General features: G+C 71.6%; 28 protein-coding genes and 1 pseudogene. 16 read left to right on the forward strand and 13 right to left on the reverse strand.

What is annotated here, in order from left to right:
- Positions 1 to 38: 38 nt before the first annotated feature.
- Positions 39 to 422, forward strand: coding sequence for a hypothetical protein (locus ACSC1Q_RS00645; RefSeq protein ID WP_436756657.1), 384 nt, complete (start codon positions 39 to 41; stop codon positions 420 to 422).
- Here the strand turns inward: ACSC1Q_RS00645 and ACSC1Q_RS00650 are convergent.
- The 6 genes from ACSC1Q_RS00650 to ACSC1Q_RS00675 are packed head-to-tail and all read right to left on the reverse strand — an operon-like array spanning position 364 to position 2,903.
- On the reverse strand, positions 364 to 741 hold the full coding sequence (locus ACSC1Q_RS00650; RefSeq protein WP_436756658.1) for an Ada metal-binding domain-containing protein: 378 nt from the start codon (positions 739 to 741) through the stop codon (positions 364 to 366). The two genes, ACSC1Q_RS00645 and ACSC1Q_RS00650, sit on opposite strands and share 59 nt — an antisense overlap.
- Positions 702 to 860, reverse strand: coding sequence for a hypothetical protein (locus ACSC1Q_RS00655; RefSeq protein ID WP_436756659.1), 159 nt, complete (start codon positions 858 to 860; stop codon positions 702 to 704). Before ACSC1Q_RS00655 ends, ACSC1Q_RS00650 begins: the two co-directional genes overlap by 40 nt.
- A complete protein-coding gene (locus tag ACSC1Q_RS00660) occupies positions 857 to 1,477 on the reverse strand; it encodes a methylated-DNA--[protein]-cysteine S-methyltransferase (protein WP_436756660.1) in 621 nt (206 codons plus the stop codon). Before ACSC1Q_RS00660 ends, ACSC1Q_RS00655 begins: the two co-directional genes overlap by 4 nt.
- On the reverse strand, positions 1,474 to 1,965 hold the full coding sequence (locus ACSC1Q_RS00665) for an RNA polymerase sigma factor (RefSeq protein ID WP_436756661.1): 492 nt from the start codon (positions 1,963 to 1,965) through the stop codon (positions 1,474 to 1,476). The genes ACSC1Q_RS00660 and ACSC1Q_RS00665 overlap by 4 nt, the downstream gene beginning before the upstream one ends.
- A gap of 48 nt (positions 1,966 to 2,013) precedes the next feature.
- Positions 2,014 to 2,514 carry a methylated-DNA--[protein]-cysteine S-methyltransferase gene (locus tag ACSC1Q_RS00670; protein WP_436756662.1) on the reverse strand — a complete coding sequence of 167 codons (501 nt, stop codon included), beginning with the start codon at positions 2,512 to 2,514 and terminating at the stop codon, positions 2,014 to 2,016.
- A gap of 47 nt (positions 2,515 to 2,561) precedes the next feature.
- Entirely contained in the window at positions 2,562 to 2,903 is a 342-nt protein-coding gene (locus tag ACSC1Q_RS00675) for an ArsR/SmtB family transcription factor (RefSeq protein ID WP_436756663.1), read from the reverse strand.
- Positions 2,904 to 3,169: 266 nt separating this feature from the next.
- Between ACSC1Q_RS00675 and ACSC1Q_RS00680 the strand changes: the two genes are divergently transcribed.
- From ACSC1Q_RS00680 to ACSC1Q_RS00705, 6 genes are all read left to right on the forward strand, one after another.
- On the forward strand, positions 3,170 to 3,559 hold the full coding sequence (locus ACSC1Q_RS00680) for a globin family protein (RefSeq protein WP_436756664.1): 390 nt from the start codon (positions 3,170 to 3,172) through the stop codon (positions 3,557 to 3,559).
- 147 nt (positions 3,560 to 3,706) lie between these two features.
- A complete protein-coding gene (locus ACSC1Q_RS00685; protein ID WP_436756665.1) occupies positions 3,707 to 4,456 on the forward strand; it encodes a haloacid dehalogenase type II in 750 nt (249 codons plus the stop codon).
- 17 nt (positions 4,457 to 4,473) lie between these two features.
- Positions 4,474 to 4,680 carry a hypothetical protein gene (locus ACSC1Q_RS00690; protein ID WP_436756666.1) on the forward strand — a complete coding sequence of 69 codons (207 nt, stop codon included), beginning with the start codon at positions 4,474 to 4,476 and terminating at the stop codon, positions 4,678 to 4,680.
- Positions 4,677 to 5,120, forward strand: coding sequence for a DNA glycosylase family protein (locus tag ACSC1Q_RS00695; RefSeq protein ID WP_436756667.1), 444 nt, complete (start codon positions 4,677 to 4,679; stop codon positions 5,118 to 5,120). The genes ACSC1Q_RS00690 and ACSC1Q_RS00695 overlap by 4 nt, the downstream gene beginning before the upstream one ends.
- A gap of 591 nt (positions 5,121 to 5,711) precedes the next feature.
- The gene (locus tag ACSC1Q_RS00700) at positions 5,712 to 6,062 is read left to right on the forward strand and encodes a hypothetical protein (protein ID WP_436756668.1); all 351 of its coding nucleotides are present in this window, start codon (positions 5,712 to 5,714) and stop codon (positions 6,060 to 6,062) included.
- Between the two features lie 209 nt (positions 6,063 to 6,271).
- A complete protein-coding gene (locus tag ACSC1Q_RS00705) occupies positions 6,272 to 6,595 on the forward strand; it encodes a BP74-related protein (protein WP_436756669.1) in 324 nt (107 codons plus the stop codon).
- A gap of 245 nt (positions 6,596 to 6,840) precedes the next feature.
- Here ACSC1Q_RS00705 and ACSC1Q_RS00710 read toward each other — a convergent pair whose 3' ends face one another.
- The 3 genes and pseudogenes from ACSC1Q_RS00710 to ACSC1Q_RS00720 form a co-directional block, all read right to left on the reverse strand.
- Complete coding sequence (locus tag ACSC1Q_RS00710; RefSeq protein WP_436757245.1) at positions 6,841 to 7,227, reverse strand: hypothetical protein; 387 nt, start codon at positions 7,225 to 7,227, stop codon at positions 6,841 to 6,843.
- A 221-nt stretch (positions 7,228 to 7,448) separates the two neighbouring features.
- Positions 7,449 to 7,847 (reverse strand): zinc-binding dehydrogenase, encoded by a 399-nt coding sequence (locus tag ACSC1Q_RS00715; RefSeq protein ID WP_436757221.1) that lies wholly within the window; start codon positions 7,845 to 7,847, stop codon positions 7,449 to 7,451.
- 235 nt (positions 7,848 to 8,082) lie between these two features.
- Positions 8,083 to 8,226, reverse strand: a pseudogene (locus ACSC1Q_RS00720) (alcohol dehydrogenase catalytic domain-containing protein); the annotation flags it as partial.
- Positions 8,227 to 8,411: 185 nt separating this feature from the next.
- On the opposite strand from ACSC1Q_RS00720, the gene ACSC1Q_RS00725 reads away from it, so the two are divergent.
- Complete coding sequence (locus tag ACSC1Q_RS00725; RefSeq protein WP_436756670.1) at positions 8,412 to 9,998, forward strand: serine/threonine-protein kinase; 1,587 nt, start codon at positions 8,412 to 8,414, stop codon at positions 9,996 to 9,998.
- Positions 9,999 to 10,179: 181 nt separating this feature from the next.
- Here ACSC1Q_RS00725 and ACSC1Q_RS00730 read toward each other — a convergent pair whose 3' ends face one another.
- Positions 10,180 to 11,070 carry a hypothetical protein gene (locus tag ACSC1Q_RS00730; protein ID WP_436756671.1) on the reverse strand — a complete coding sequence of 297 codons (891 nt, stop codon included), beginning with the start codon at positions 11,068 to 11,070 and terminating at the stop codon, positions 10,180 to 10,182.
- A 454-nt stretch (positions 11,071 to 11,524) separates the two neighbouring features.
- On the opposite strand from ACSC1Q_RS00730, the gene ACSC1Q_RS00735 reads away from it, so the two are divergent.
- From ACSC1Q_RS00735 to ACSC1Q_RS00750, 4 genes are all read left to right on the forward strand, one after another.
- A complete protein-coding gene (locus ACSC1Q_RS00735) occupies positions 11,525 to 12,538 on the forward strand; it encodes a LacI family DNA-binding transcriptional regulator (RefSeq protein ID WP_436756672.1) in 1,014 nt (337 codons plus the stop codon).
- A gap of 692 nt (positions 12,539 to 13,230) precedes the next feature.
- A complete protein-coding gene (mmsA, locus tag ACSC1Q_RS00740) occupies positions 13,231 to 14,751 on the forward strand; it encodes a multiple monosaccharide ABC transporter ATP-binding protein (protein ID WP_436757222.1) in 1,521 nt (506 codons plus the stop codon).
- 5 nt (positions 14,752 to 14,756) lie between these two features.
- Complete coding sequence (gene mmsB / locus ACSC1Q_RS00745; protein WP_436756673.1) at positions 14,757 to 16,049, forward strand: multiple monosaccharide ABC transporter permease; 1,293 nt, start codon at positions 14,757 to 14,759, stop codon at positions 16,047 to 16,049.
- Positions 16,050 to 16,115: 66 nt separating this feature from the next.
- Complete coding sequence (locus ACSC1Q_RS00750) at positions 16,116 to 17,237, forward strand: substrate-binding domain-containing protein (protein WP_436756674.1); 1,122 nt, start codon at positions 16,116 to 16,118, stop codon at positions 17,235 to 17,237.
- A gap of 70 nt (positions 17,238 to 17,307) precedes the next feature.
- On the opposite strand, the gene ACSC1Q_RS00755 is transcribed toward ACSC1Q_RS00750, so the two are convergent.
- Positions 17,308 to 18,207: a LysR family transcriptional regulator gene (locus ACSC1Q_RS00755; protein ID WP_436756675.1), complete on the reverse strand. Its 900-nt coding sequence runs from the start codon at positions 18,205 to 18,207 to the stop codon at positions 17,308 to 17,310.
- 79 nt (positions 18,208 to 18,286) lie between these two features.
- On the opposite strand from ACSC1Q_RS00755, the gene ACSC1Q_RS00760 reads away from it, so the two are divergent.
- Both ACSC1Q_RS00760 and ACSC1Q_RS00765 read left to right on the forward strand, forming a co-directional pair.
- Positions 18,287 to 19,525 carry an MFS transporter gene (locus tag ACSC1Q_RS00760; protein WP_436756676.1) on the forward strand — a complete coding sequence of 413 codons (1,239 nt, stop codon included), beginning with the start codon at positions 18,287 to 18,289 and terminating at the stop codon, positions 19,523 to 19,525.
- Positions 19,526 to 19,660: 135 nt separating this feature from the next.
- Positions 19,661 to 20,545 carry an NAD(P)H-binding protein gene (locus ACSC1Q_RS00765; protein WP_436756677.1) on the forward strand — a complete coding sequence of 295 codons (885 nt, stop codon included), beginning with the start codon at positions 19,661 to 19,663 and terminating at the stop codon, positions 20,543 to 20,545.
- Positions 20,546 to 20,648: 103 nt separating this feature from the next.
- Here the strand turns inward: ACSC1Q_RS00765 and ACSC1Q_RS00770 are convergent, their stop codons facing one another.
- On the reverse strand, positions 20,649 to 21,524 hold the full coding sequence (locus tag ACSC1Q_RS00770) for a dihydrodipicolinate synthase family protein (RefSeq protein ID WP_436756678.1): 876 nt from the start codon (positions 21,522 to 21,524) through the stop codon (positions 20,649 to 20,651).
- Positions 21,525 to 21,595: 71 nt separating this feature from the next.
- Between ACSC1Q_RS00770 and ACSC1Q_RS00775 the strand changes: the two genes are divergently transcribed.
- Entirely contained in the window at positions 21,596 to 22,558 is a 963-nt protein-coding gene (locus ACSC1Q_RS00775; protein WP_436756679.1) for a LysR family transcriptional regulator, read from the forward strand.
- 110 nt (positions 22,559 to 22,668) lie between these two features.
- Here ACSC1Q_RS00775 and ACSC1Q_RS00780 read toward each other — a convergent pair whose 3' ends face one another.
- Positions 22,669 to 23,019 (reverse strand): spore germination protein GerW family protein, encoded by a 351-nt coding sequence (locus ACSC1Q_RS00780; protein WP_436756680.1) that lies wholly within the window; start codon positions 23,017 to 23,019, stop codon positions 22,669 to 22,671.
- Between the two features lie 320 nt (positions 23,020 to 23,339).
- On the opposite strand from ACSC1Q_RS00780, the gene ACSC1Q_RS00785 reads away from it, so the two are divergent.
- Positions 23,340 to 24,308 (forward strand): GlxA family transcriptional regulator, encoded by a 969-nt coding sequence (locus ACSC1Q_RS00785; RefSeq protein ID WP_436756681.1) that lies wholly within the window; start codon positions 23,340 to 23,342, stop codon positions 24,306 to 24,308.
- Positions 24,309 to 24,331 lie beyond the last annotated feature (23 nt).

The following is a 24,331-nucleotide window of genomic DNA, read 5'->3' on the forward strand; positions in this document are numbered from 1 at the left end:
CGCACACCATCGCGACACCGTCGCACATTCTGACACGGTTGCGCTCCCTGCCCCAGCACACGGTGCGGGTGCGCTACCAGAGCTCGCGCGGCACCGAGAAGCACACCCTCACCGGGCCCCTGCTGGGCGACGTACTCGCCCTGACCAAGCCCCGCCTCGACGCCGGGACCAAGAACGACCAGCTGCGTTTCTTCGTCGCCGCCACCGGATCCGACGGCTACCGCGCGATCGTCTCCCTCGCCGAGCTCGGCCCGGCCTTCTCCGGTAAGAAGGTGCCGCTGGCCGTCAGCCAGGACGGCACCGGCCTGGACGCCCAGGGGTCCCGGCTGGTCGTCCCGGGGGACGTCAAGGGCGGCCGGTACGTCAGCGGCGTCGTCCACCCGCACGTCGGCGACGTCGACGCCCTCGTCGACCGCGGCTGAACACCACCGAACCCGGCGCCGGACGGCCCGCCCCTTCCCGGCCCGCCGTCCGGCCCGCCGCGCCACGGCCTCGGTCCCGCATCGCCGGAATCAGGCCGGAGGCCTTGATCACCGCGATCGCAGCACGCCCCGGTCGCCGTGCACCGCCATCCGGATCGGCGCAAGCCGCGCTCGGGTGCCGGTGTTTCCATTCCTGGTACTCAGCCGGCAGGCACCGGCCGCAGGGCCGGTATCCGGCGGCCAGGGCGGTTTCCTCATCGGCGAAGAACACCCGGCTGTTCACATAGCCGCCACGGGCGATTGGGGCAGCAGGGCGCACCCGTACTCGTTGATCTCGTCGGTCACCGCCTGCCAGTCGGCTGAGGCGACCCGGCGGGCGAAGGCGTCCGTGCCGGGTCCGGTGGCGGTCTTTCTCCTCGTGGTCGTCGTGGTGGTCATGCTGCTTCCTCCAGGGTCAGCAGGGTGCGTTTGGCCTCGGGGCCGCCGGCGTAGCCTCCGGTGGCGCCGTCGGAGCGCACCACCCGGTGGCAGGGCACGACGACGGGCAGCGGGTTGGTGGCGCAGGCGGTGCCCACCGCGCGGACCGCGCGAGGGCTGCCGGCGGCGGCGGCGACCTGGGCGTAGCTTTCGGTACGGCCGTAGCCGATCTCACGCAGGTGTGTCAGCACCTCGCGCCGGAATCCCTTCGACAGCCGCCAGTCCAGTGGAAGGTCGAACCGGGTCCGCCGGCCGGCGAAGTACTCCTCCAGCTGGCGGCTCGTCTCGTCCAGGCGGGCCGGGGCGTTCAGGATGCGGGGGCTGACGCGCTCGGCGAGCTGCCGGAGCACGGCGTCGTGGTCCTGGACGGCGTAGGCGACCCGGACCAGGCCCTGGCCGGTGGCGGCCAGCAGCAGCGTGCCGACGGGGGTGTCCAGGGTGCGGTAGGCGACGTCGAGGATTCCCTCGCGCTGCGCCCGGTCGGCGAGCCGCCCGCGCAGCCGGGCCATCGCGGGGGCGTCCTGGACGGGAAGCGCCGCGAACAGGCGCTCGCCACGGGGATCGGATGCGGTGCTCATCGGGCCACTTCCCTCTGCTCGGCCGGTCGCGGATAGGTGGTGCGCAGGGTCTTGACCCCGTCGGCCGCCGCCCTGCGGGCGGCGTCGGTACTCCCGCCGTGCAGGGCGGCGATCTCCTTGTAGGGCAGCCCGGCCAGGTAGTGGTAGGCCACCGCCTGACGCTGCCGGACCGGCAGCGCCTTGAGCGCCCGCCACAGGTCGCCGTCCCAGTCCTCGGGGCGGCCGATGCGGCTGGGACGCTCCGGCAGCGCCTCCACCGGGGTGGGCCTGCGGACGGCGGCGCGGGTGACGTCGATGGCCTTGCGGTGGGCGATCGTCACCAGCCAAGCCTCGACGTTCGCGTCGGGCGGCAGGTCGGGGTAGGCCCTCAGTGCCGCCAGGAAGGTCTCCGACCAGGCGTCCTCGGCGTCCTGGGGGCCGAGGACGGCCCGGCACACGCGCAGCACCACGGGGCCGTACTCGGTGATGATCTGCTCGAAGGGTCGCATGGTCACTTCCTGTAGACGCCCAGGCTCTTCGAAACGTGAGGCCGTCGCTCAGAACAGCCTTCTCGTCTTCTGCTCGGCCGACTCCTCCAGCTCCAGCAGGAATCGCTTACGGTCCAGGCCTCCGGCGTAGCCGGTCAGGCGGCCGTCGGCGCCCACCACCCGGTGGCAGGGCACGATCACGCTCAGCGGGTTGCGGGCGTTCGCGGCGCCGACCCTTTGCGCCAGTGACGCGTCCCCGAGCTGCCGCGCGAGGTCTCCGTAGGAGCGGGTCTCGCCGAAGGGGATCTCTCTCAGCAGTTTCCACACCTGCTGCTGGAACTCATCCCCGTGAGGCGCCAGGGGAAGCTCGAAGCGGGTCCGCTCACCGGCGAAGTACTCCCCCAGCTGGCGGCGGACCTCCTCGAAGCCCGACTCGTCGTAGGCGCCCCGTTCCTTGGGCTTGGGACCGCGATGGTGGCGTTCGAAGTACAGCCCGCTCAGCACGCCGTCCTCGGCGACCGCGAGCAGGTCACCCAGCGGCGACGCGATGACGGTATGGGTCCCGACCATGATCGTTTCGTCCTTCCCGGGGCTGCGGGACCGCCTGCGCGATCCCTTCACACCCTGTAGACGGCCGGGGGCGGGAAAACGTGAGATCGCACCGCTCCCGGGGCCTCGGCGTTCGGCGGTCCGGCGGCGGCGGGCCCGGCGAGCCGGTAGTAGCGGTGGCGTCCGCGGGCCTCGACGGCGAGCAGCCCCGCTTGCGTCAGCTTGCTCAGATGGCTGCCGGCGGTGGCGGGGCTGACGCCTGCTTCGGCGGCCAGGCGGGTGGCGGGCAGGGCCCGGCCGTCGTCAAGGGCGAGCGGGATCCGGCATCGCCCGGGGTCGGCGACCAGCGCGCCGATCACCGCGATGTCGGTGTCTCCACCTGCCCGTGGTGCTGGTTCCGGATATCCCATAAGGCCAGATTAAGTCCACCACTATTTGATCGGCGTCGAAGCGTTTCGCCGTTAGCGTCGGGGTACGCCCTCCCGGGAAGGCCGAGCGCCTCCCCAAGGGGACGGGACAGCGACCCGCCCGTCGCCTGGACCGCGGGGAGCGGGTCACACCTGTGGGCGTACGGGTTCGGACGGATCGAAAATGCGGCGTCGAAGATCGCGACCGCCGCGTCGTGCCCCTTCGAGGTGCGATCCGCGTCGCCAACCGACCAGAGGGGACCTTCGCCATGAGCGATTACACGATGAGTGAGCACACGCCGACACCGAAGCTGGTCACCGAGCATTCCGAGAGGATCCCGGGCTACACCTACGGCACCGGTGAGGCCGCCGTCTCACCGTTGGCGCTGGAGGATCTGGAGCGGCTCAAGGCCGTGGTGGGGCTGACCGAGCAGGACGAGCAGGCTCTGATCGAGGCCGCCCGCGTGCTGGCCGACCAGGCCGACGACATGGTGAGCGCCTACCGAAAGCGGCTCGGGGAACCGCCGTTCATGCACGCCTACTCCGGCCACCCCGACGGCACGCCCAACCCCGAGTACGGCGCCGCGTCCAAGCCGCGCTTCGACCGCTTCATCATCGACGCCTGCACCCGGCCCTACGTGGCCGCCGCCGACTGGTGACGGGCACCGCGGGCCTCGTTTCCAGGGATGCGTACGAGGCCCGGGACGCGGGCCGCGCGACAGCCGATCCGGCCCATTCCGGCAACCGGCCAACCGAGAACGGGCGGTCGACCGCCTGAAGATCACTCAATCGAAGGGAGCGAAACCATGAACCACAACCTGACAACGTCCGCGACCCGGAGCAGGCCGAACGGCGCCGAGTGGATCGGCGGGGAGCCGTCGGTGCTCGTGTTCGACGTCAACGAGACGCTGATCGACTTCGAGTCGATGAACCCGCTCTTCGAGCGGATCTTCGGCGACAGGCGGGTGCTGCGCGAGTGGCTCGGCCACCTGATCATGTACTCCATGACCATCACCCTGTCCGGCCTCTACGAGGGGTACTTCACCCTCGGCCAGGGCCTGCTCAGGATGGTCGGCGACATCCACGGGGTGAAGGTCACCGACTCCGACGTCGAGGAGATCGGGCAGGCGATGCTGACGATGCCCGCCCACCCCGACGTGGAGGAGGGGCTGACCCGGATGAAGGACGCGGGTTTCCGGCTGGTGACGCTGACGAACTCCCCGTCCAACCCGCACGGCGAGAGCCCGCTGGAGCACGCCGGCCTCGCGCGCCTCTTCGAGCGGCAGTTCACCATCGAGACCGTCCGCGCCTACAAGCCCGCCCAGCAGGTCTACCACCTGGTGGCCCAGGAGCTGGAGGTGCCGCCGTCCACCTGCTTCATGGTCGCGGCCCACGTCTGGGACACGGTGGGAGCCCAGAGCGCCGGCTACACCGCGGGTCTGGTCACCCGGCCGGGCAACGCGCCCTTGCCGGTGGCCTCCCTGCCCCAGCCCAACCTCGTCGCGCCCGACCTGCCGGCCCTGGCCGGACAACTCATCGAGCGCTGGCGCTCATAAGCCTCACGACGGCTCCGATGCGGCCACCGATCACAGATCACACAGGGCTATTCCAAGATCCGGAATCGTTGCCTCGTCGGCGGCCCGACGACGACCGCGAGATCGTCGTCCTGGAACGGCACGCCTCGCGCGAGGCGGCACCGTGCTTCGAGCACGTCGTCATCGATCAGATGATCCCGCCGCTGGACGGCCGCGTCGTCGAATTCAACGACGTCGCTGAATGACCAGGCGGCCGGCCGCCGACACGGGAGGAGCCGTCATCGGCCAGTTCGAGCACCAGTACCGCCACCTCGCCGAGCGCGAGCCGCTCTTCGCGCGCCTGCTCGGCGAGTACGGCCGGCCGGATCCCTTCGAATGGCACGACGGCGGACGCACCGGGTCGAGTCACTTCGCCGCGATGGCACTGCACATCATCGGACAGCGGATCTCCGCCACCGTGGCGTTCGTCGTCTTCGACCGGATCGCCGCGGCCACCGGCGCCATCCCCGCTCCGGACGGCGTCATCCGGCTGGGCGCCGAGCGGTTGCGTGAATGCGGGCTGTCCCGGGCCAAGGCGGCCTACGTCCTGGACCTGGCCCGGCGGCAGGCGAGCGGGCTGATCGACATCGAGAACCTGGCCCCGCTCGATGACGGCGAGGTGATCGCCGCGGTCAACGCGATCTAGACGCTGTCGCGGACCGTGCGCTGACAGCGGCCGTGAACACGGGCGGACACCTCCCCGCGCCCGGGCATACGCCCTCGGCCGAGCGCACACGCGCCACGACGCGCATCTCCCCGCCCGCGGACTCGACGCCCTCGACGAGAACGCCCCGCAAGTGGGGCAGCGACGACTCAAGTTCCGGAAGACCGCACGCGGTCCAGAATCACAGAGGTCGATGACGCTTCTTCACCGAATCAAAAGACCGGGGCCAGGGCCCACTCTCGTGGCAGTCGGCACGAAGCCCTGCGCTGACGGGCAAGCGCCTGGCGCTTACGGATAATTGCGTGCGGCCGATTCATGCGAACATTCTTTCCGGCGACCTCGTGTGCGAATGAATCGCGCGAAAAAAAGGGGTGGCCATACCGGGAACGCCGATTCGCGAACCATTCCGATTGTTCACACAGGCCGGCTCGACGAGAGAACCAGAAAGCACTGGAAGCCACAGGTCAGGGGAACAGCGCTTCCGCCGACCTCGTCGCGACCCCGGTCCGGTTTCGTGAATCACCTCCCGGAATCCCGATCGACGGCAGACAGCAGAGTGAAAGGTATGACCTGATGAACCGAACGGCGAAACTCTCCGGCGTGCTCGCGTCACTGGGCATGGCCGCCGGACTGCTCCTCACTCCGGCCGCCGCGTCGGCGGAGGCCGAGACGGCCCTGACGACCCTGGCGACCCCCGCGGTCCTCACACTCGACGTCGGCAGCCATGCCAGGAACACCCCGGGGACGACGACCCTCGCTATCCCCAGGCCGGGCGTCTCGGTGAACGGGGGGAGCTGGTCGGGGTCCGTCCAGTTCAGTGATGGTTCCTCGACCAACTTCTGCCCCTCGCAGACCGTCGGGCTGAATTCCAGGCTGGTCAAGAAACTGACCGTGCTGGCCTCGAAGGCGTCGTGGTGCCCGTAACGGCACCGCTCGCGCGACTCTCACCGGGACAGCCCGCGTAACTCTCGCCGGGACGGCTCAGCGGCCGGCCGTCCCGGACCGGCCCGTCCCGGAAACCCGGCGGTGAGCCCCCGCCCGGGGGCTCACCGCGACCCGGGGCACGGGAGCGGCGGCGGGGAAAGTCCCGGCAAGGGGCGGAGATTTGTTGACCAAGCCCGGTGTGGGAGCGGGTGATCGGTTCCCGCGAGCCGTTCGTCATCAAGCTCACCGACCCCAAGAAGATCGAGCACGCCCGGCGGATCCTCGGCGGCCAGGAGACCTCGAAGACACACGTCATGGGCAGGATCATCAAGAGGCCGGCCCCGTACAACCCCGCCTACGGCTTCCACCTCGACCCGAACACGATCGACTTCTTCGAGATGGCCATCGAGGTCTGCGACGCGACGCTCTCCTACACCGAGGAGCACCTCGACGAGGCGTGCGGCGCCTTCCTGCCCGGCTGCTTCTTCTGTCCCTGGAGCTCGAAACTCGTCGCCGAGGTGCCCGCCGCCTGACCCTCGCCCGTCGGGTTCACGGTCGGCCGTCGCCCCCTCGGGACCGGTGGCCGCCCGGACGGAGCAGGTGGCCGTCGGCGCGCTCTCGCCGTACGGCCGCGTCCGGCGATGTCCCGCGGGCTCTCACCGCCACGGTCGCCACACCCCCGCGACGCCAGGTGCCACGGGGTGTGGCCCGTCGGGTCCCGCCGGCCGGTCGCGTACGTCCCAGGGTGGCGCGGTCAGGGGTACGGCGAGGGGCGTCGTCAGCTCTCCCGGTCGCGCGAGGTCGTGGGGACCAGCACCTTCTTCGCCCTCGCCATCAGCGTGAGCCCCACCGCCGCGAAGGCGAGCGCGAGCAGGGTGAAGCCGGTGAGCGACAGCTCATCCGTCCAGCCCAGCAGCCGGGGCGACGCCGTGGAAACGGCGAAGAGCGCGAAGAACAGCATCGACCACGCGTACGGCCTCACCTGCAGGATCCGGCCCGGCCCGGAGATCGGGCGCGGAGCCCGGCCCGTCACCAGCACGTGAACACCGTGCGCGGCCAGCACGCACCCGATCGCCAAAAGAGCCCAGCTGAACGCGACTGACAGCGTGTGCACGCTCATCGGGATCGCACCTCCCTCGCCGCCGACGGTGAGCGGAAACGACATTTCCGATCTCCGGCCGCCTGCCCGGCGAGAGGTGCGGCAAACCATCCGCCCGTACGGCGGCACCGTGCCTGCCGAAAACCCGTCCGCACAGTTCAGGCGGCGTGTGAGTGCTCGTGGAGGACTCCGCCACATGGTGGCCGCCTCCGCGTGTCCGTGGCCCGGCACGGCCGGGTTCCTCCGGCTCTGTTTCGGACTCTCGACAGTTCCAACGCCCGGCGACTCTAATGCTCGACAGTAATCACTACATTTCCCGTTTTCTGCCCCGTTTCGACATAGCGATAAGCCTCGACGATCTCGTCCAGTCGATACCGCCTGTCGACGACCGGCGTGGACTGCCCGGACTCGATCAGTCCCTTGAAGTGCCGCGCGATCTCCGAGTCGTTCTGCTTCGGGATGGGGAACACGACCTTCCTGCCGCGCAGCAGCGAGGTGACGAGGGCGAGGATCAGGTTCTGCGACAGGGTGCCCAGGTCCGACGCGAGATAGAGCCCGCGCGGTTTCAGCAGCCGCCTGCACCGGCCGAACGAGCTCTTGCCGACCGCGTCGATGACGACGTCGTACTCCCGCCCGTCCTTCGTGAAGTCCTCGGCCGTGTAGTCGATGACCCGATCGGCCCCCAGCCCCCCTGACCAGCTCGACGTTCCTCGTTTCGCGGACCGCGGTCACACTGGCGCCGAGCCCCTTCAGGAGCTGGACCGCCGCCGAGCCGATGGCCCCGGTCGCGCCGTGGACGAGGACCTCCTGCCCGCTCCGGATCCTCGCCGTCCTGATGATCGTGAGGGCGTAGTGCGAGCCCTCGGTGCTGGGAGCGGCCTCCTCGTAGGTCAGGCCCTCCGGGATGATCGCGATCGCGCCGTCCTGGGGGATCGACATGTACTGGGCGTGGGCCCCGAACCCGCTCTCGTTGTATCCGAACACCCGGTCGCCGATTTCGAAGGACGTGACGCCACCGCCCACCGCCTCGGCTTCTCCCGCGAACTCGTTTCCGAGAATTCTCACCTCGGAAAATTCGGCCGAAATCCCGCACTCTCCATCCGGCCATCGCCGGTCGTCCGCTCATAACCGGTCGTCCGCTCATCGCCGATCGTCCGCTCATCGCCGGTCGTCCGCCGGACACGGCCGTGGCGGCCCGGCCGCCACCGTCGTTACGCTGGGCACCCGCGCCGACGTGCATGGAGGAACTCATGGCCGCTGGCCCGCTGGAGCCGGGTGACCCGCGCACGCTGGGGGCGTTCCAGGTCGTGGGGCGCCTGGGCGAGGGCGGGCAGGGGATCGTCTACGAGGGATGGGCCGCGTCCGGCGACCGTGTCGCGATCAAGGTCCTCAAGGGCGGCGCGAGCCCGGACGTCCGCCGCAGGCTCGCCAGGGAGCTGGAGTCGGCCCGCCGGGTGGCTCCGTTCTGCACGGCCCGGGTGCTCGCGGCCGAGCTCGACCGGCCGGACCCCTACGTGGTGAGCGAGTTCGTCGCCGGTCCCTCGCTGCTGGAACGGGTGCGTGACAGCGGCCCGCTACGGGACGGCGACCTCGACCGGCTCGCGGTCGGTACGGCCTCCGCCCTCGCGGCCATCCACGGCGCCGGGGTGGTCCACCGGGACTTCAAGCCGGCCAACGTGCTTCTCGGCCCCGACGGGCCGCGCGTGGTCGACTTCGGCATCGCCCGGCCGCTCGACGCCGGTACGACCTCCTCGGCACTGTCGGGCACCCCGCCCTACATGGCGCCCGAGCAGCTCAACGGGGTCCACGGATCGCCCGCGGCCGACGTGTTCGCCTGGGCCTCGACCATGGTCTACGCCGCGACCGGCAGGACGCCGTTCGGCGGCGACACCGTCGCCGCGGTCTTCAACCGCATCCTCACCCGGGACCCCGACCTCTCCGGCGTTCCCCCGGGTCTGCGCGAGACCCTCGCCACCTGCCTGTCCAAGGACCCGGGAGCGCGCCCCTCCGCCCGGACGCTCCTGGTCCGCCTGGTCGACCCCGGGGCCTCCACCGTCACGGTTCCCGACGTCGGCCCGGTCCCCAGCGCGTACGTCCCGGACGACTGGCCCGGCCACACCCTGGCCGAGCCGGCACCGGCCGTCCCGTCCGGGACGCACCCCTCACCTCGGCATCCGCCCGGCGGGCCCGCGCGGGACGCGGCGGCCCTCCCCCCGCGCGGGCCCGCGTCTCGTGCCGGCGCCGGTACGGCGGGCCGTGACACGGCGATCCCCACGTCGCCGCACGGCGAGCGGACCACCCGGCGGGCGGGGCGCGCGGTCGTACCGGTGGTCGCCGTCGTCGTCGCGGGCCTCGCGACGGCCGGAGTGCTGTACGCGACGGGCACGATCGGGGGCCCTGCCCCGGGCGCCGGGGCCACATCCCGGGGGGAGCCCGGCGGGACCGCCGTCCGGGCGCCGGCCTCCGGATCGGCCTCGGCGCCGTCCACGGTCAGGGGCGCCGGAGTCCCGGCGGCCTTCGCGGGGACCTGGGCGGGGAGGATCGTCTCCCAGGACGACCGCGAGCGCGCCGCCGACGTCACGATCACCCTGAGCCCGGACGGGTCCGCGGGGACGTGGGTGACCGGTGACTGCGAGCAGCCGGTCACGCTGACGCGGGTCCGGAGCGACACCGTGCTCGACCTGACCGTGGCGCAGCGCGACCAGTGCGTGAGCGGGGACATGACCCTCACGCTGAGGGATTCCCAGACCTTGGACTGCGTGAAACAGGAGGGCGGGGGCGCGCTGGAACACCGCGGGAGCCTGCGCCGCTCGGCCGTCCCGGCTCCCCCCGGCTAGCCCGGCCCGCACCGCCCCCGGCCCTTCGTCCCACACCGCCCCCGGCCGTTCGGCCCGCCCCCCGGGGGCGCCCGGCCCGCTCCCTTCCGGATCGCCCGGCCCGCCCCGCCCCTCTTTCCTGAGAGTCCGGCCCGCTGAAATCCTCTTTCCCGGGCGCCGGGCCCGCTCCGGTCCGGAGCGTTCAGCCGGCGCGCACGATCTGGAAGGAGTACGCCGCGGTCCCCGCCGCGGGTGACCTGACGACCAGCGCGTAGCGCCCGTCACCGCCCGGGAGCGACAGGTCGAACTCGTTGCCGCACAGCGGGTAGGGCTGCCGGGGGTCGGCGACGCTCTTCTCTGCGGCGTCGTAGACCTCGACGTCGACGCCGGTGCACGGCCCGCCTCCCGCGACGATCCTGATGGCCGTGGCACCGTCCGCGTCGAACTCGAAGCGGTCGATCCGCCCTGGGACGTCCAGCGACCCGGCCCCGGCGGGACTGCCCTCGCCGATCTTCAGGCCGATCGTCGCGGGGAACGCGCGTACCTTCACGGTCGCGATCCGGAAGCTGTACGCCCCGATGACGTTGGTGTTCCCCCAGACCTCCAGCCGGTGGCCGCCCACCTTGGTCAGCTTGTTGCTGAGCGACGTACCGGCGCTGAAGCTGACAGCGGCCGGGCTCAGGGGCTCGTCGTCGACGTCGGAGAACACCTGGAACTGGATGTCGTCACCCTCCATGCCGGTGACGTAGAACTCCCTGGCGTCGCCCAGGTCCAGTGTGAACCTGTGCCTCTCCCCCGCGCGGGTCAGCTCGGCCGAGACCGTGCTGCCGTCGACGAGGGTGCCGCCGGGTTCGACGGCCGCCGAGGGCTGATCCTGCTCCCCTCCCCCGGCTCCCGTGGTCCCCGTGGTCCCCGTGGTCTCCGTGGTTTTCGCGGGGGCGGTCGCGCTGCTCGTCACCTCCGCGGGAGCGGCGGCACCGCTCCCGGCCCCACCGCCGGTGAGACCGCATCCGGTGAACGTCACCAGCGCGAGGACGAGGAGGGCGCCGTACCGTACCGGCGCGGCGAGGCGCGCCGAGGGGAGATCCGTCATGGACCCCATTCTCCGGAGTCCACTTACAACCTGGTTGCCCGCCGCTTTCTCGCCCCCGAACTCCTGGATTCCAGACGCCCCGGATGCCGCACACCGGTACGGGCGTCGACGTCGCCGCCGGTGCCGGGGCACGGGTCCCAGACCATGCGGGAGGCTCCGTAGGGGTTACGACAGTGGGCTCGCGTGGGGGCTGTCCAGGAGGTGACCGCGGCCCGACGTCTCCTTTCCCGAGACAAATGAGACAACGTTGTCAAGCACCGATCGCGTAACCTCCCGGAAAAGGACCGTCTCCCCGGGCCGACCGGCGGGGTCGCGCGGGCGAGGCGACGTCACGGCCGGCGCGCCCGGCCGCCGCCCGTCCGGCACCCGGCGGCGATCACCCCGGCGGTGACCAGGGAGGCGCTTCGGACAACGTTGTCACCCTTTGATACGGCGTGTCGGTATGGTTCCTGCCATGACCAGCGACGGCGGCCGTACGAGGCGGCCCACCATGGTGGACGTGGCGGCCCGGGCCGGCGTGAGCCTGAAGACCGTCTCGCGGGTCGTGAACAACGCGCCGCACGTCCAGCCCGAGCTGGTCGAGCGGGTGCTCGCCGCCGTGGCCGAGCTGGGTTTCCGCCGCAACCACCTGGCCAGCTCGCTGCGCTCGGGGCAGGCGACCGCCACGATCGGGCTGCTGATCGAGGAGATCGCCAACCCGTTCTACGCGACGATCGCGGGAACCGCCGCCGAGGTCGCCAGGCAGCACGGCACGATGCTCATCATCGCCAGCTCGGAGGAGGATCCGGCGCGCGAGCGGCAGCTGCTGCGGGACATGTGCGCCCGCCGCGTCGACGGGCTGCTCGTGGTGCCCGCGGGCGACGACCACTCGTTCATGCGCGCCGAGGTCGAGCTCGGCACGCCTGTCGTCTTCCTCGACCGGCCGGCCGGGGGGCTGCTCGCCGACACGGTGCTGCTCGACAACCGCGGGGGCGCGCGGGCCGGGGTGCGCAGGCTCGTCGAGGCGGGCCACCGCAGGATCGGCATCCTGCTCGACTCGATCGGCGTCTACACGATGCGCGAGCGGCTCGACGGCGCGCAGGACGCGCTGGCCCCGGCCGGGGCGCCCTACGACACCCGGCTGGTCCGTGACGGGGTCCGCGATCCGGCGGCGGCCGCCCGGGTCGTCTCCGAGCTGCTCGACCGGCCCGATCCGCCGACCGCCTTCTTCAGCCTGAACAACCGGATCACCCTCGGGGTGGTCGAGGAGCTGCACCGGCGCGGCAGCGACGCCGCGCTGCTCGGGTTCGACGACTTCGACATGGCCAGCCTGGTGCCGTACCCGCTGACGGTGATCGCCTACGACACCCGTGAGCTGGCCAGGACCGCCGCCGAGCTGCTGTTCCTGCGGATCGAGGGAGACCGGTCGTGGCCGCGCACCGTGGTGCTTCCCACCAAGCTGGTCGACCGGGGCATCCCGCCGCGCTGAACCGGAACCCGGGACGGCCGGAAAATCATGTGCCGTAAATCTCACTTGGCGTCACGATACGTTACAAAATGGCCACATTGGGAGGGGTCCGATTGACATGCCCGTAACGCGGGTGGAGTCTCTACCCGCTACCTGTTGACAACGATGTCATGGCCGATCGGGGGAACCGGAATCGTTATGATCGCTGACTCCCGCCCTCCCGAGGCGTCGTGTCCGGCCGGGAACCGCGCTCGGGCACGGACACGCCCGCCGCTCGGCGCGACGACCGGCCGTCGTCACCGGCCCGCACGGGGCGGCCCGGCCCGCTCCTCGACGGCGGCCGGGCGCGGCGCGTGACCGCGCACGAGTGGCGTGTGACCGCGTACGAGGAGGCGGCGCGCTCGTATGACCGGGGCGGCGGCACATGTCACCACCTCACGGGCGAATCGCGCGAAGAATGAATTAATTTAGATTTTGCGGAAAGTCCCTGTCTTTCCGTGTGTGGTTCAGGCCACCCCGAAAGTGCACGCACTAATGACGAACCTCCCGGAGGCAACCATGTCGGTGGTGACCTGGCGCGGTCCCCTGCAGCCGGACGCGCGCGGATCCCGCTGCCGGCCCAGAGACGGCGACACCGTCGCCCCGAGACCGTACCCGGCACGGGTCCCGGCCAGGGCGGGCCGGTCGTGAGCGGCGCGCCCGTCCTGCTGGAGATGCGTTCGATCACCAAGGAGTTCCCCGGCGTCAAGGCGCTCTCCGACGTCAACCTGGTGGTGCGGGCCGGTGAGATCCACGCGATCGCCGGGGAGAACGGCGCCGGCAAGTCCACCCTGATGAAGGTGCTCAGCGGGGTCCACCCGTACGGCACCTACTCCGGCGAGATCCTCTACCAGGGCACCGAGAGCCGGTTCGCCGACATCCGGGCCAGCGAGAACTCCGGCATCGTGATCATCCACCAGGAGCTCGCCCTGGTGCCCGGCATGTCCATCACCGAGAACATCTTCCTCGGCAACGAACCGGGCCGCGGCGGCGTGATCAACTGGAAGGCCGCCAACCGCCAGGCGCTGGAGCTGATGGCCCGGGTCGGCCTGGAGGAGGACCCGGACACGCTGATCAAGGACATCGGCGTGGGCAAGCAGCAGCTCGTGGAGATCGCGAAGGCGTTCGCCAAGGACGTGAAGCTCCTCATCCTCGACGAGCCCACCGCCGCGCTGAACGAGGCCGACTCCCAGCACCTGCTGGACCTGCTGCGCGACTTCAAGCAGCGGGGCATCACCTCGATCATCATCTCCCACAAGCTCAACGAGATCGAGCAGATCGCCGACACCATCACCATCCTGCGCGACGGCCGGACGATCGAGACCCTCGACATCAAGGCGGACGGCGTCGACGAGGACCGGATCGTCCGGGGCATGGTCGGCCGGGAGCTGCACAGCCGCTTCCCCGACCACACCCCCGACATCGGCGAGGTCTTCTTCGAGGTCCGCGACTGGACGGTCCGGCACCCGATCTCCGCCGAGCGCCTGGTGGTCAAGAACTCCGGCTTCACCGTGCGCCGCGGCGAGATCGTCGGGTTCGCCGGGCTGATGGGCGCCGGGCGCACCGAGCTGGCGATGAGCGTCTTCGGCCGGTCGTACGGCACGTACGTCTCCGGGAAGATCTTCAAGGACGGCCGGGAGATCGTGCTGCGGTCGGTGTCGGACGCCATCGCGCACGGCCTGGCGTACGTCAGCGAGGACCGCAAGTCGATCGGCCTGAACCTGCTCGACGACATCAAGACCTCGATGGTGTCCGCGAAGCTGTCCAAGGTCTCCACCCGCGGCGTGGTCGACCCGGTGCGGGAGCACAAGGCGGCCGAGGGCTACCGGACGAGCCTGCGGGTCAAGGCCCCCACCGTCGACGAGGGGGTCACCAAGCTCTCCGGCGGCAACCAGCAGAAGGTGGTGCTGGCGAAGTGGATGTTCACCGACCCCGACCTGCTCATCCTCGACGAGCCGACCCGGGGCATCGACGTGGGCGCCAAGTACGAGATCTACGGCATCATCCAGCGGCTCGCCGACCAGGGGAAGGGCGTCATCGTCATCTCCTCGGAGCTGCCCGAGCTGATCGGCCTGTGTGACCGGATCTACACGGTGTTCGAGGGGACCATCACCGGCAACATCGACCGGCGAGACGCCGACCCGGAACTCCTGATGAAGCAGATGACCTCAGCGAAGAAGGCACGCCGACCATGAGCCGTGTGAAAGAACTCCAGAAGTCCCTGTTCGGAGGGACGACCTCCAACGCCCGGCAGTTCGGGATGATCTTCACGCTGGTGGCGATCGTCCTGCTGTTCCAGGTCCTGACCGACGGCCTGACGCTCAACTCCGGCAACCTCATCTCGCTGGTGAGCCAGTACTCCTACATCCTGATCCTGGCCATCGGGATGCTGATGGTCATCGTCGCCGGGCACATCGACCTCTCCGTCGGCTCGATCGCCGCGTTCGTCGGCATCGTGGTCGCGAAGGTGATGCAGGACTACTCGGTGCCGTGGTTCCTCGCCATCCTGATCGGCCTGGGGGTGGGTGTCCTCATCGGCACCTGGCAGGGCTTCTGGGTGGCGTACGTCGGGGTGCCGGCCTTCATCGTCACCCTGGCCGGCATGATGCTGTTCCGGGGCGGCAACCAGTACATCGGCAACGCCGACACCATCCCGGTGCCCGAGGGGTTCAGGGTCATCGGCTCGGGCTTCCTGCCTGAGGTCGGCCCGGACACCGGGTACAACAACCTCACGCTCCTGCTCGGCCTGCTCATCTGCGTCGCTGTGGTGGTCAGGGAGTGGAAGGCCCGCAAGACCCGCCGGGAGATGGGGGCCGACGTCGCCCCGATGTGGATCTCGGCGATCCGGGTCGCCGTCCCGGTCGTCGTGGTGGTGTTCGCGAGCCTGCAGTTCGCCGGCGGGCGGATCGGCACCAGCTTCCCGATCTCCGGGATCATCCTCGGCGTCCTGGTCGTGATCTACGCGTTCATCACCCGCAACACGGCCGGCGGCCGGCACATCTACGCGGTCGGCGGCAACGCCAGGGCCGCCGAGCTGTCCGGCGTCAAGCTCAGGCGGGTCAACTTCCTGGTGATGATGAACATGTCGGTCCTCGCGGCCCTGGCCGGCATGATCTTCGTCGCCAGGTCGGCCGCCTCCGGGCCGCAGGACGGCATCGGCTGGGAGCTGGACGCGATCGCCGCCGTCTTCATCGGCGGCGCGGCGGTCTCCGGCGGCCTGGGCACGATCAGCGGGTCCATCGTCGGCGGCCTCGTGATGGCCGTGCTCAACAACGGCCTGCAGCTGATGGGCGTGGGCTCCGACCGGGTGCAGATCATCAAGGGCCTCGTCCTGCTGCTCGCCGTCGCGCTCGACGTCTACAACAAGAGGCAGGGGCGCTTCTCGGTCATCGGATCGCTGACGCGCCCGTTCCGCCGGGAGGAGACACCGAGCGGCCCGGCGTCCGGCACGGAAACGGACCAGGACCGCGGCAAGAGTCCGGTGGCCGGCTAACCGGCCGCCGCCGGCGGGGCGGGAGACCTCCGCCCCGTCACACATCTAAGAAGGGCACCTCTGAAAATGCGCAATATCCTCGTCAAGGGCGTGGCGGCCGGGGCCATCGCGCTTCTGTCGCTCACCGCCTGCGCCTCCGAGCGTTCGCAGACCCCCGCCGCCGGTACGGACGCCTCCGCGGGCGCCTCCGAGGGCGCGAAGGGCTTCGCCGCCGACTCGCTGATCGGCGTCGCGCTGCCGTCGAAGACCTCGGAGAACTGGGTCCTGGCCGGTGACCTGTTCACCAACGGCCTGAAGGAGGCCGGCTTCAAGTCCGACGTGCAGTACGCCGGCGCCTCCTCCACCGTCGCCGACCAGCAGGCGCAGATCTCGGCCATGGTCACCAAGGGCGCCAAGGTCATCATCATCGGCGCGACCGACGCCGCGCAGCTGAGCACCCAGGTGGAGGCCGCCAAGGCCGCCGGCGCGACCGTCATCGCCTACGACCGGCTCATCAAGAACACCGACGCGGTCGACTACTACATCGCGTACGACAACTTCAAGGTCGGCCAGCTCCAGGGCCAGGCCCTGCTGGACGGCATGAAGGCGAAGAAGGCCGACGGCCCGTACACCATCGAGCTGTTCTCCGGCTCGTCGGACGACAACAACTCGGCGGTCTTCTTCGACGGCGCGATCGACGTGCTGAAGCCGAAGATCGACGACGGCACCGTGGTGGTCGGCTCCGGCCAGACCGACGTCAAGCAGACCGCCACCGACGGCTGGAAGGCCGAGAACGCCCAGCGCCGGATGGACTCGCTGCTCACCTCCACCTACGGCAGCAAGACCCTCGACGGGGTGCTCTCCCCCAACGACACGCTGGCCCGCGCCATCATCACCTCGGTCAAGGGCGCCGGCAAGGACCTGCCCGTGGTGACCGGCCAGGACTCCGAGGTCGAGTCGGTCAAGTCGATCGTGGCCGGCGAGCAGTACTCGACGATCAACAAGGACACCCGCGAGCTGGTCAAGCAGACCATCCAGATGGCCAAGGACCTGCAGACCGGCAAGGCCCCCCAGGTCAACGACACCAAGTCGTACAACAACGGGGTGAAGGTCGTCCCGTCGTACCTGCTTGAGCCGCTGATCGTGACCAAGGAGAACGTCGTGGAGGCGTACGCCAACGACCCCAAGCTGGCCCCGCTCACGAAGTAACGTCACCCGGCCGCAGCAGGCCGCACCCGTGGGTCCCCGGAGGTTTCACGCCCGGGGGCCCACACTCGTCTCACGGGTCCGGCGATCCCGGGGATCCCGCCGCCGGGACGCCGAGGGCGGACAGGAACGCCGCGGCGGCGGGGGACGGCGGGAAGAGGCTCCAGACGAGGTGCTCCATGCGGGCGGGGGCGTCACGGACCCGGAGGACGGGCAGGTCGGGGAGCTCGGGCACGTAGGCGGCGGGCAGCATCCCGATGCCCAGGCCCTGCCGGATCAGGCGGGCCATGAAGTCCATGTTCGTCACCTCGAAGGCGACCTCGCGCCGGACCCCGGCCGCCGCGAACGCCTCGTCCGTCTGGGCCCGCGCGGCGGTGCCCGGCGGGAAGTCGACGAACGGCTCGTCCGACAGCCGACGTAGCTCCACCCGTTCCGTGCCCGCCAGCGGGTGGCCGGGCGCCACCGCGGCGACGAGCTCACCGCGCGCCAGCTCGCGGCCGCGGACGCCCTTGGGGCGTACGCCCACCGGCAGCCCCAGGAACGCGACGTCCAGGGTGCCCTGCCGCACCCGCTCGGTCAGCTCGTCGCTCGCGCCCGAGCGGAGGCTGATCCGCACCTGCCGATGCCGCAGGTGGAAGCGCTTCAGCGCGGTCGGGAGGTCGACCGCCGCGACGGTGGGGATGGCGCCGACGGCGAGCCTGCCCCGGATCTCACCGGCGGCGGCCGCCACCTCGGCGCGGGCTCGTTCGGCGGCGTCGAGAGCCTGGCGGGCCGCGGGGAGGAACGCCTCGCCCGCCGGGGTGAGCCGGACGCGGCGGCTGGTGCGGTCGAACAGCTTGGCGCCCAGTTCGCGTTCCAGGCGGGCGATCTGGTGACTCAGCGCGGACTGGACGACCAGGCACCGCTCGGCGGCACGGGTGAAGTTGCTCGTCTCCGCGACGGCGACGACATAGCGCATCTGCTGAAGCTCCACGGATCAATCGTGATGCACGATCGGTCCGATGACAAACATGTGTTGGACTCATTGATCGTTCATTGCCGAAGCTGGGCACATGACGATGAGACCTCGCATTGACGGCGGCCTGCCGCGCGGGCTGCTCCTGCTCATGTCGGCGGCGACCGGGCTCGCGGTCGCGGGAAACTACTTCGCGCAGCCGCTGCTCGACCTGATCGGCCGGGAGCTGGGAGTCGGGCCGTCGGCGGCGGCGCTGGTGGTGACGGCCGCGCAGGGCGGGTACGCGCTGGGGCTGATCCTGCTGGTGCCGCTCGGCGACCTGATGGAGCGGCGGCGGCTGGCGGTGTCGCTCTACGCGGCGACCGCGCTGTTCCTGCTGGTGTCGGCCACCGCCGCCGACGGCACGGTGCTCCTGGCCGGTACGGCCCTGACCGCGCTGACCTCGGTCGGGGCGCAGGTGGTGGTGCCGTTCGCGGCGACGCTGGCGGACCCGGCCGAGCGCGGACGGGTGGTCGGCACGGTGATGACCGGGCTGATGCTCGGCCTGCTGCTGGCGCGGACCGCGTCCGGGACGTTGTCCGAGGTGGGCGGCTGGCGGACGGTCTACTGGGTGAACGCCGTCCTGATGGCGCTGACGGCCGTGCTGCTGCGCGCCTTCCTGCCCCGGCTCGGCCCTGACGGCGGACGCCTGTCCTACGCCGGGCTGCTGCGCTCGACGGTCGCGATGTTCCGCCACGAGCCGTTGCTGCGGTGGCGGGCGGGTGTCGGCGCGCTGGGGATGGCGTCATTCAGCGTGCTGTGGACGGCGCTGACCTTCCTGCTGGTGCGGCCGCCGTACGACTGGCCGGAGTCGGCCGTCGGCCTGTTCGGCCTGGTCGGCGTCGCGGGCGCGCTGACCGCCACGGTGGCGGGGCGGCTGTCCGACCGGGGGCACGTCCAGCTCGTGACCGGCGCCGGGACGGTCCTGCTGCTGGTGTCCTGGGCGGCGATCGCGGCGGGGGCGCGCTCTCTGGCCTGGCTGCTCGTCGGCGTGATCGTGCTGGACCTGGCGCACCAGGCGGTGCTCAACGGCAACCAGAACGTCCTCTACGCGCTCCGGCCCGAGGCCCGCAACCGGATCAACTCCGCCTTCATGACCTCCCTGTTCGTCGGCGGCGCGGCGGGTTCCGCGCTGACCTCGGTCGTCTGGGTGAGCGGCGGCTGGACCGGTGTGTGCCTGCTGGGCGCCACCCTCTCGGCCGGGACCGTCGTGCTCCGGGTCCTGGAGCGCGTCACCACCGGCCGGGCGGCTGGCGAGCCCCTGAAGGCACCGGCACCGGCCGCGTCGGCCGACTGATCAGAGGAGCCGGACCGGGCGCGTCACCGTGTCCGGAGCCGTGGAAAACGCGAGGAACCGGCCACCGGGTCACCGGCGTGCACGCGACCCGGTCCACATCACCATCACCAAGATCATCATCAAGGGAGAACGAGCGTGTCTCGTACCGTACTGATCACCGGAGCCACCGGAACCGTGTCCACCGCGCTGATGAGGGCCCTGGAAGGGGCCGACGTGGATCTTCGTGCTCTCGTCCGCGAGAAGTCCGGAGCGGACGGCCCGCGCGAGCGGGGCGCGGAGGTCTTCGTCGGCGACCTCGGCGACGCCCGGTCGCTGCCGCCCGCCTTCGAGGGCGTGCGGGACCTGTGGCTGCTCACCCCGAACGGCCCGCGCGCTCCGGAGAACGCGATGAACGCCCTGTGGGCCGCGCGCCGGGCCGGCGTGGAGCGCGTCGTGCGCCTGTCCGTCGTCGGCGCGGCGCACGACGCGCCGAACCGCAGCGGCAGGCTGCACGCGCTGTCCGACCGGGAGACCGAACGGTGCGGCGTGCGCTGGACGATCCTGCGTCCCCACTGGTTCATGCAGAACCTGCTGAACGAGGCGGGCGACATCGCCGCCACCGGCACGTTCTCGCTGAACATGGCCTCGGCGCGGATCGGCATGATCGACGTGCGCGACCTCGCCGAGTGCGCCGCCCGCGTGCTCCTCGACGCCCCGGATCGCCACCACGGCGAGACGTACACCCTCACCGGCCCGCGCTCGCTCACGTTCGGCGAGGTCGCCGGCGAACTGGGGCTCGCTCTCGGCAGGCCCGTCACATATCTGCCGGTCGGCGACGACGCCAGGCGAGCGACGCTGCTCGGCCACGGCGTGCCGGAATGGATCGCCGACATGCTGGAGGAGTACGCGCGGGCGTACGCCTCCGGCTGGGGAGACCTCACCACCGGCACGCTCGCCGGCCTTCTCGGCCGCCCCCCGCGCGACGTCGCCGACTTCGCCCGCGACCACGCGGCGGCGTTCACCCCGGCCGGCGACGCCTGAGATCACGGCCCGTCGGTCGGCCGCGAGATCCCGTGCCCCGGTACGCGAACGTCGGCGCGCCGGGGTCGCCGGTCAGGCCGGGGCGAGGAGCAGAGGTCGCCCGTCAGGCCGGGGCGGGGAGCAGGGCGTCGGCGAGGCGCAGCGCGGCCCGCGCGGTGTCCGGGCGGGCCGCCAGGAGCGGCGGCCGGACCCCGGCGGTGGGAATGGCGCCCCGGGCGTGCAGGACCGCCTTGACCACGGTGGGGTTGGGCTCGGCGAACAGCGCCCCGGACAGGGCCGCGAGGCGGTGCCCGAGGGGGCGCGCCCGGGTCGCGTCACCCGCGCGCCACGCCTCGACCAGCTCCGCGAACCGCGCGGTGGCCACGTGCGCCGAGGCCAGGACCGCGCCGTGCGCGCCGAGCGCGAGCAGCGGCGAGACGAACACGTCGTCGCCCCCCAGCACCGCGAAGCCGTCCGGGAGATCGGCCATGAGCGCGACGGTGTCGTCGTCTATCCCGCCGACCGCGTACTTGACGCCCACCACACCGGGCAGCGCGGCCAGCCGCCGTACCGCGTCCGCCGACAGGCACTGCCCGGTCCGGTACGGGACGTGGTAGACCACGAGCGGCACGGGACCGGCGGCGAGACGGCGGAAGTGGGCCAGCACCCCGGCCTCGCCCGGACGCGTGAACGGCGGTACCAGGCTCAGCGCCGCCGTCACCTCCGGCCGGTCCCGCAGCGCGTCCAGTTCCTGCGGGGTGGCGGCGCCCACCAGGAGCCGCGCGCCGCGTTCCCCGCAGACCCGGGCGGCGAGGTCCACCACGGCCCGCCGCTCCGGGCCGCTGAGCGCGGCCGGCTCCGCGGTGGTGCCCAGCGCGACCAGGCCGGTCGCCCCGTCGTCCAGGATCCGGTGCGCGAGAGCCTCCAGCGCGTCGAGAGCCACGGCTCCGGCGTCGTCGAACGGGGTGATCAGGGGCACGTACAGGCCGGTGAGCGTCATGGGTCCAGGGTGCTCCGCCCCGATCGGCAAGGTCCAGTTCAGGTTTGTACGCCAACCCGTAAGCTGAGCTTATGCTCGATGTCCGGCGGCTGCGCCTGCTGCGCGACCTGGCACGGCTGGGCACGATCGCCGCCGTGGCCAGGTCGCACACGTACACACCCTCGGCCGTCTCCCAGCAGCTGGCCGTGCTGGAACGCGAGGCGGGCGTGCCGCTGCTGGAACGGACCGGGCGCCGGGTCGTCCTCACCCCGGCCGGTGTCGTCCTCGTGCGGCACGCCGAGACCGTGCTCGCCGCCCTCGACGACGCCGGTGCCGCGCTGGCCACGGCCCGCGGCGAGCCGACCGGCCCGCTGCGCATCGGCGCGTTCCCCAGCGCCGTCCGCACCGTCCTGCCGGGCGCGCTGGTCACGCTGGGTCTCGATCATCCCGGCCTCGAACTGATGGTGACCGAGCTCGACCCGGTCGCCATGCCCGAGGCGCTGCGCGAACGGCGGCTGGACGTGGCCCTGGTGAACGACTACGACGTCATGCCGGTCGAGCCCGACCCCGCGCTCGACTCGGTGCCGTTGCTGGACGAGACGGTGTTCCTCGCCATGCCCGCCCCCGGCGCCGGCTTCGACCCCGGCTTCGACCCCGGCTTCGACCCCGGCTCCGGCACCGGCCCCGACCTCGGCAGCGACCCCGGCGCCGACCCGGTCGGCGACGCCCGGCACGCCGCCTGGATCGTCGGCAGCCCGGGCACCGCCTGCCACGCCGTCACGCTGCGGGTCTGCCGCACGGCCGGCTTCAGCCCGCTGGTAAGGCACCACGCCGACGACTTCGCCGCGGTGCTCGCGCTGGTGGCGGCCGGTCAGGGCGTCTCGCTCGTGCCGCGGCTCGCCACGGCGCTGCCACCGGCCGGGGTGCGCCTCGTCCCGCTCGCCGCCCGCCGCCGGACCCGCGTCACCTACCGGCGGGGCGCGGCCACCCAGCCCGCCGTGGCCGCGTGCGTCGCCGCCGTCCGCGCCTCCACCAGGGCCTACCTCGACCGGTGAGCGCCTCGCCGGGCGTCTCGATCGTCCGGCGGCGCGTCACCCCGGCTGTGCGGGACGGCGCCACGGATCCGGAGGGGGCACCTCGCCGGCCGGGCGGGCGGGCCCCATGGTCATGATCGGCGGGCACGCCGGCGCGCGAACGCGCGCAGGGTGAGCAGCGCGACGACGGCCACGACCTGCCCACCAAGGATGATCTTGTTGTAGTCGATCGCGGGCTGCCAGCGGACCTGGCCGTCCTTGACGACGAAGACCCCCACCGCGGTCGCGGTCGCGCCGAACCCGCCGCCGGAGCCCTCGCCCGGGCTCTCGCCGCCCTCCTGCCTGCCGCCACCGCCGCCCCCGCCCGCGCCGACGCGGGCCACGGGGATGACGGTCACCCCGTCCTGCGTGATCGGCTCGCCGAAGACGCGGGTGACGGTGGCGGAGTCGCGAACCTTGTCGATCATTCCGATGACGTCCATGTCCTTTTCCCTTCAACGTGGTGACGGCCTCGGCCGTCGCCCGTCCGGCCACGACGGGGCTCGTACCGTTTCGAGAAGTGCGTAACGCGTGGGAGAGGTGTTCGGGCGGGGACGGGCCGCCGGCGGTGTCCGGCGGCTGCGGCCTGGTACCGCCGACGACGAACACATCCGAGACGAAGGCCGGGGGTAGGGAGGTACCCGGCGCGATCGCGTCCCATGCGCCACGGCCCGCGCGCCGGCCGGTCGCGCGAACCGTGGCCGGCCCCGGCCCTGTCGGTAAACTTGGGGTTCGTGTCGGTTCCTCGACAGGATGGGCACCTATGGACGATCGCCTGACCGTCGTGATCGGGTATCCACAGTCGGAGCTGCTGGACATCGCCTCGGTGACCACGCCGCTCCACATGGCCAACCAGCTGGGGGCGGCTCCCCCCTACCGGATACGCCTCGCCACCTCGGGGGGCGGCTCGTTGTCCTGCGACTCGGGCCTGAGGCTGGAAGGCCAGGCGGCCCTCGAACGCGTCACCGGGCCGCTCGACACCCTGGTCGTCTCCGGCGGGATCGGCCACGAGGCCGCCGCGGGCGACCCCGTGCTCCTGGCACACATACGCCGGCTGGCCGCGATCAGCAGGCGGGTGGCGTCGGTGTGCACGGGCGCGACCCTGCTGGCCGCCGCCGGGCTGCTGGACGGGCGGCGCGCCACCACGCACTGGAGGTACGCGGGAACGCTCGCCGCCCACCACCCCAACGTCATCGTCGACCCGTGCCCGCTCTACATCCGCGAGGGGAACGTGTCGACCGCGGCCGGCGTCACCAGTGCCCTGGACCTGACGCTCGCCTTCATCGAGGAGGACCACGGCCCTCACCTTGCCCGCACCGTGGCGCGTGCCCTGGTGGCCTACCTGCAGCGGCCGGGCGACCAGGCGCAGATCAGCATGTTCGTGGGCGCGCCGCCGCCGGAACATCCGCTGATCCGGCAGGTGGTCGACCACGTCGTCAGCAACCTCGACGGTGATCTGAGCCCCGTGACGCTGGCAGCCAAGCTGAACGTGAGCGAGCGCCACCTGACCCGGCTCAGCCTGGAGCACCTGGGCAAGACGCCCGGTCGTTTCGTCAGGCACGCCCGTACGCGGGCGGCAGAGCAGCTTCTCGTCTCGTCGTCGCTCCCCGTGGCGGACATCGCGGCCCGTTGCGGGTTCGGCTCCACCGAGAGCCTCCGGCAGTCGTTCGTCACCGAGTTCGGCGTCTCCCCCACCCGCTACCGCCAGGCCAGGACCCAGCACCCCGGCTGAGGAATCCCGAGGTCACACCGCGT

This window comes from Streptosporangium heterodermiicola (assembly GCF_051390675.1).
Lineage (GTDB): Bacteria > Actinomycetota > Actinomycetes > Streptosporangiales > Streptosporangiaceae > Streptosporangium.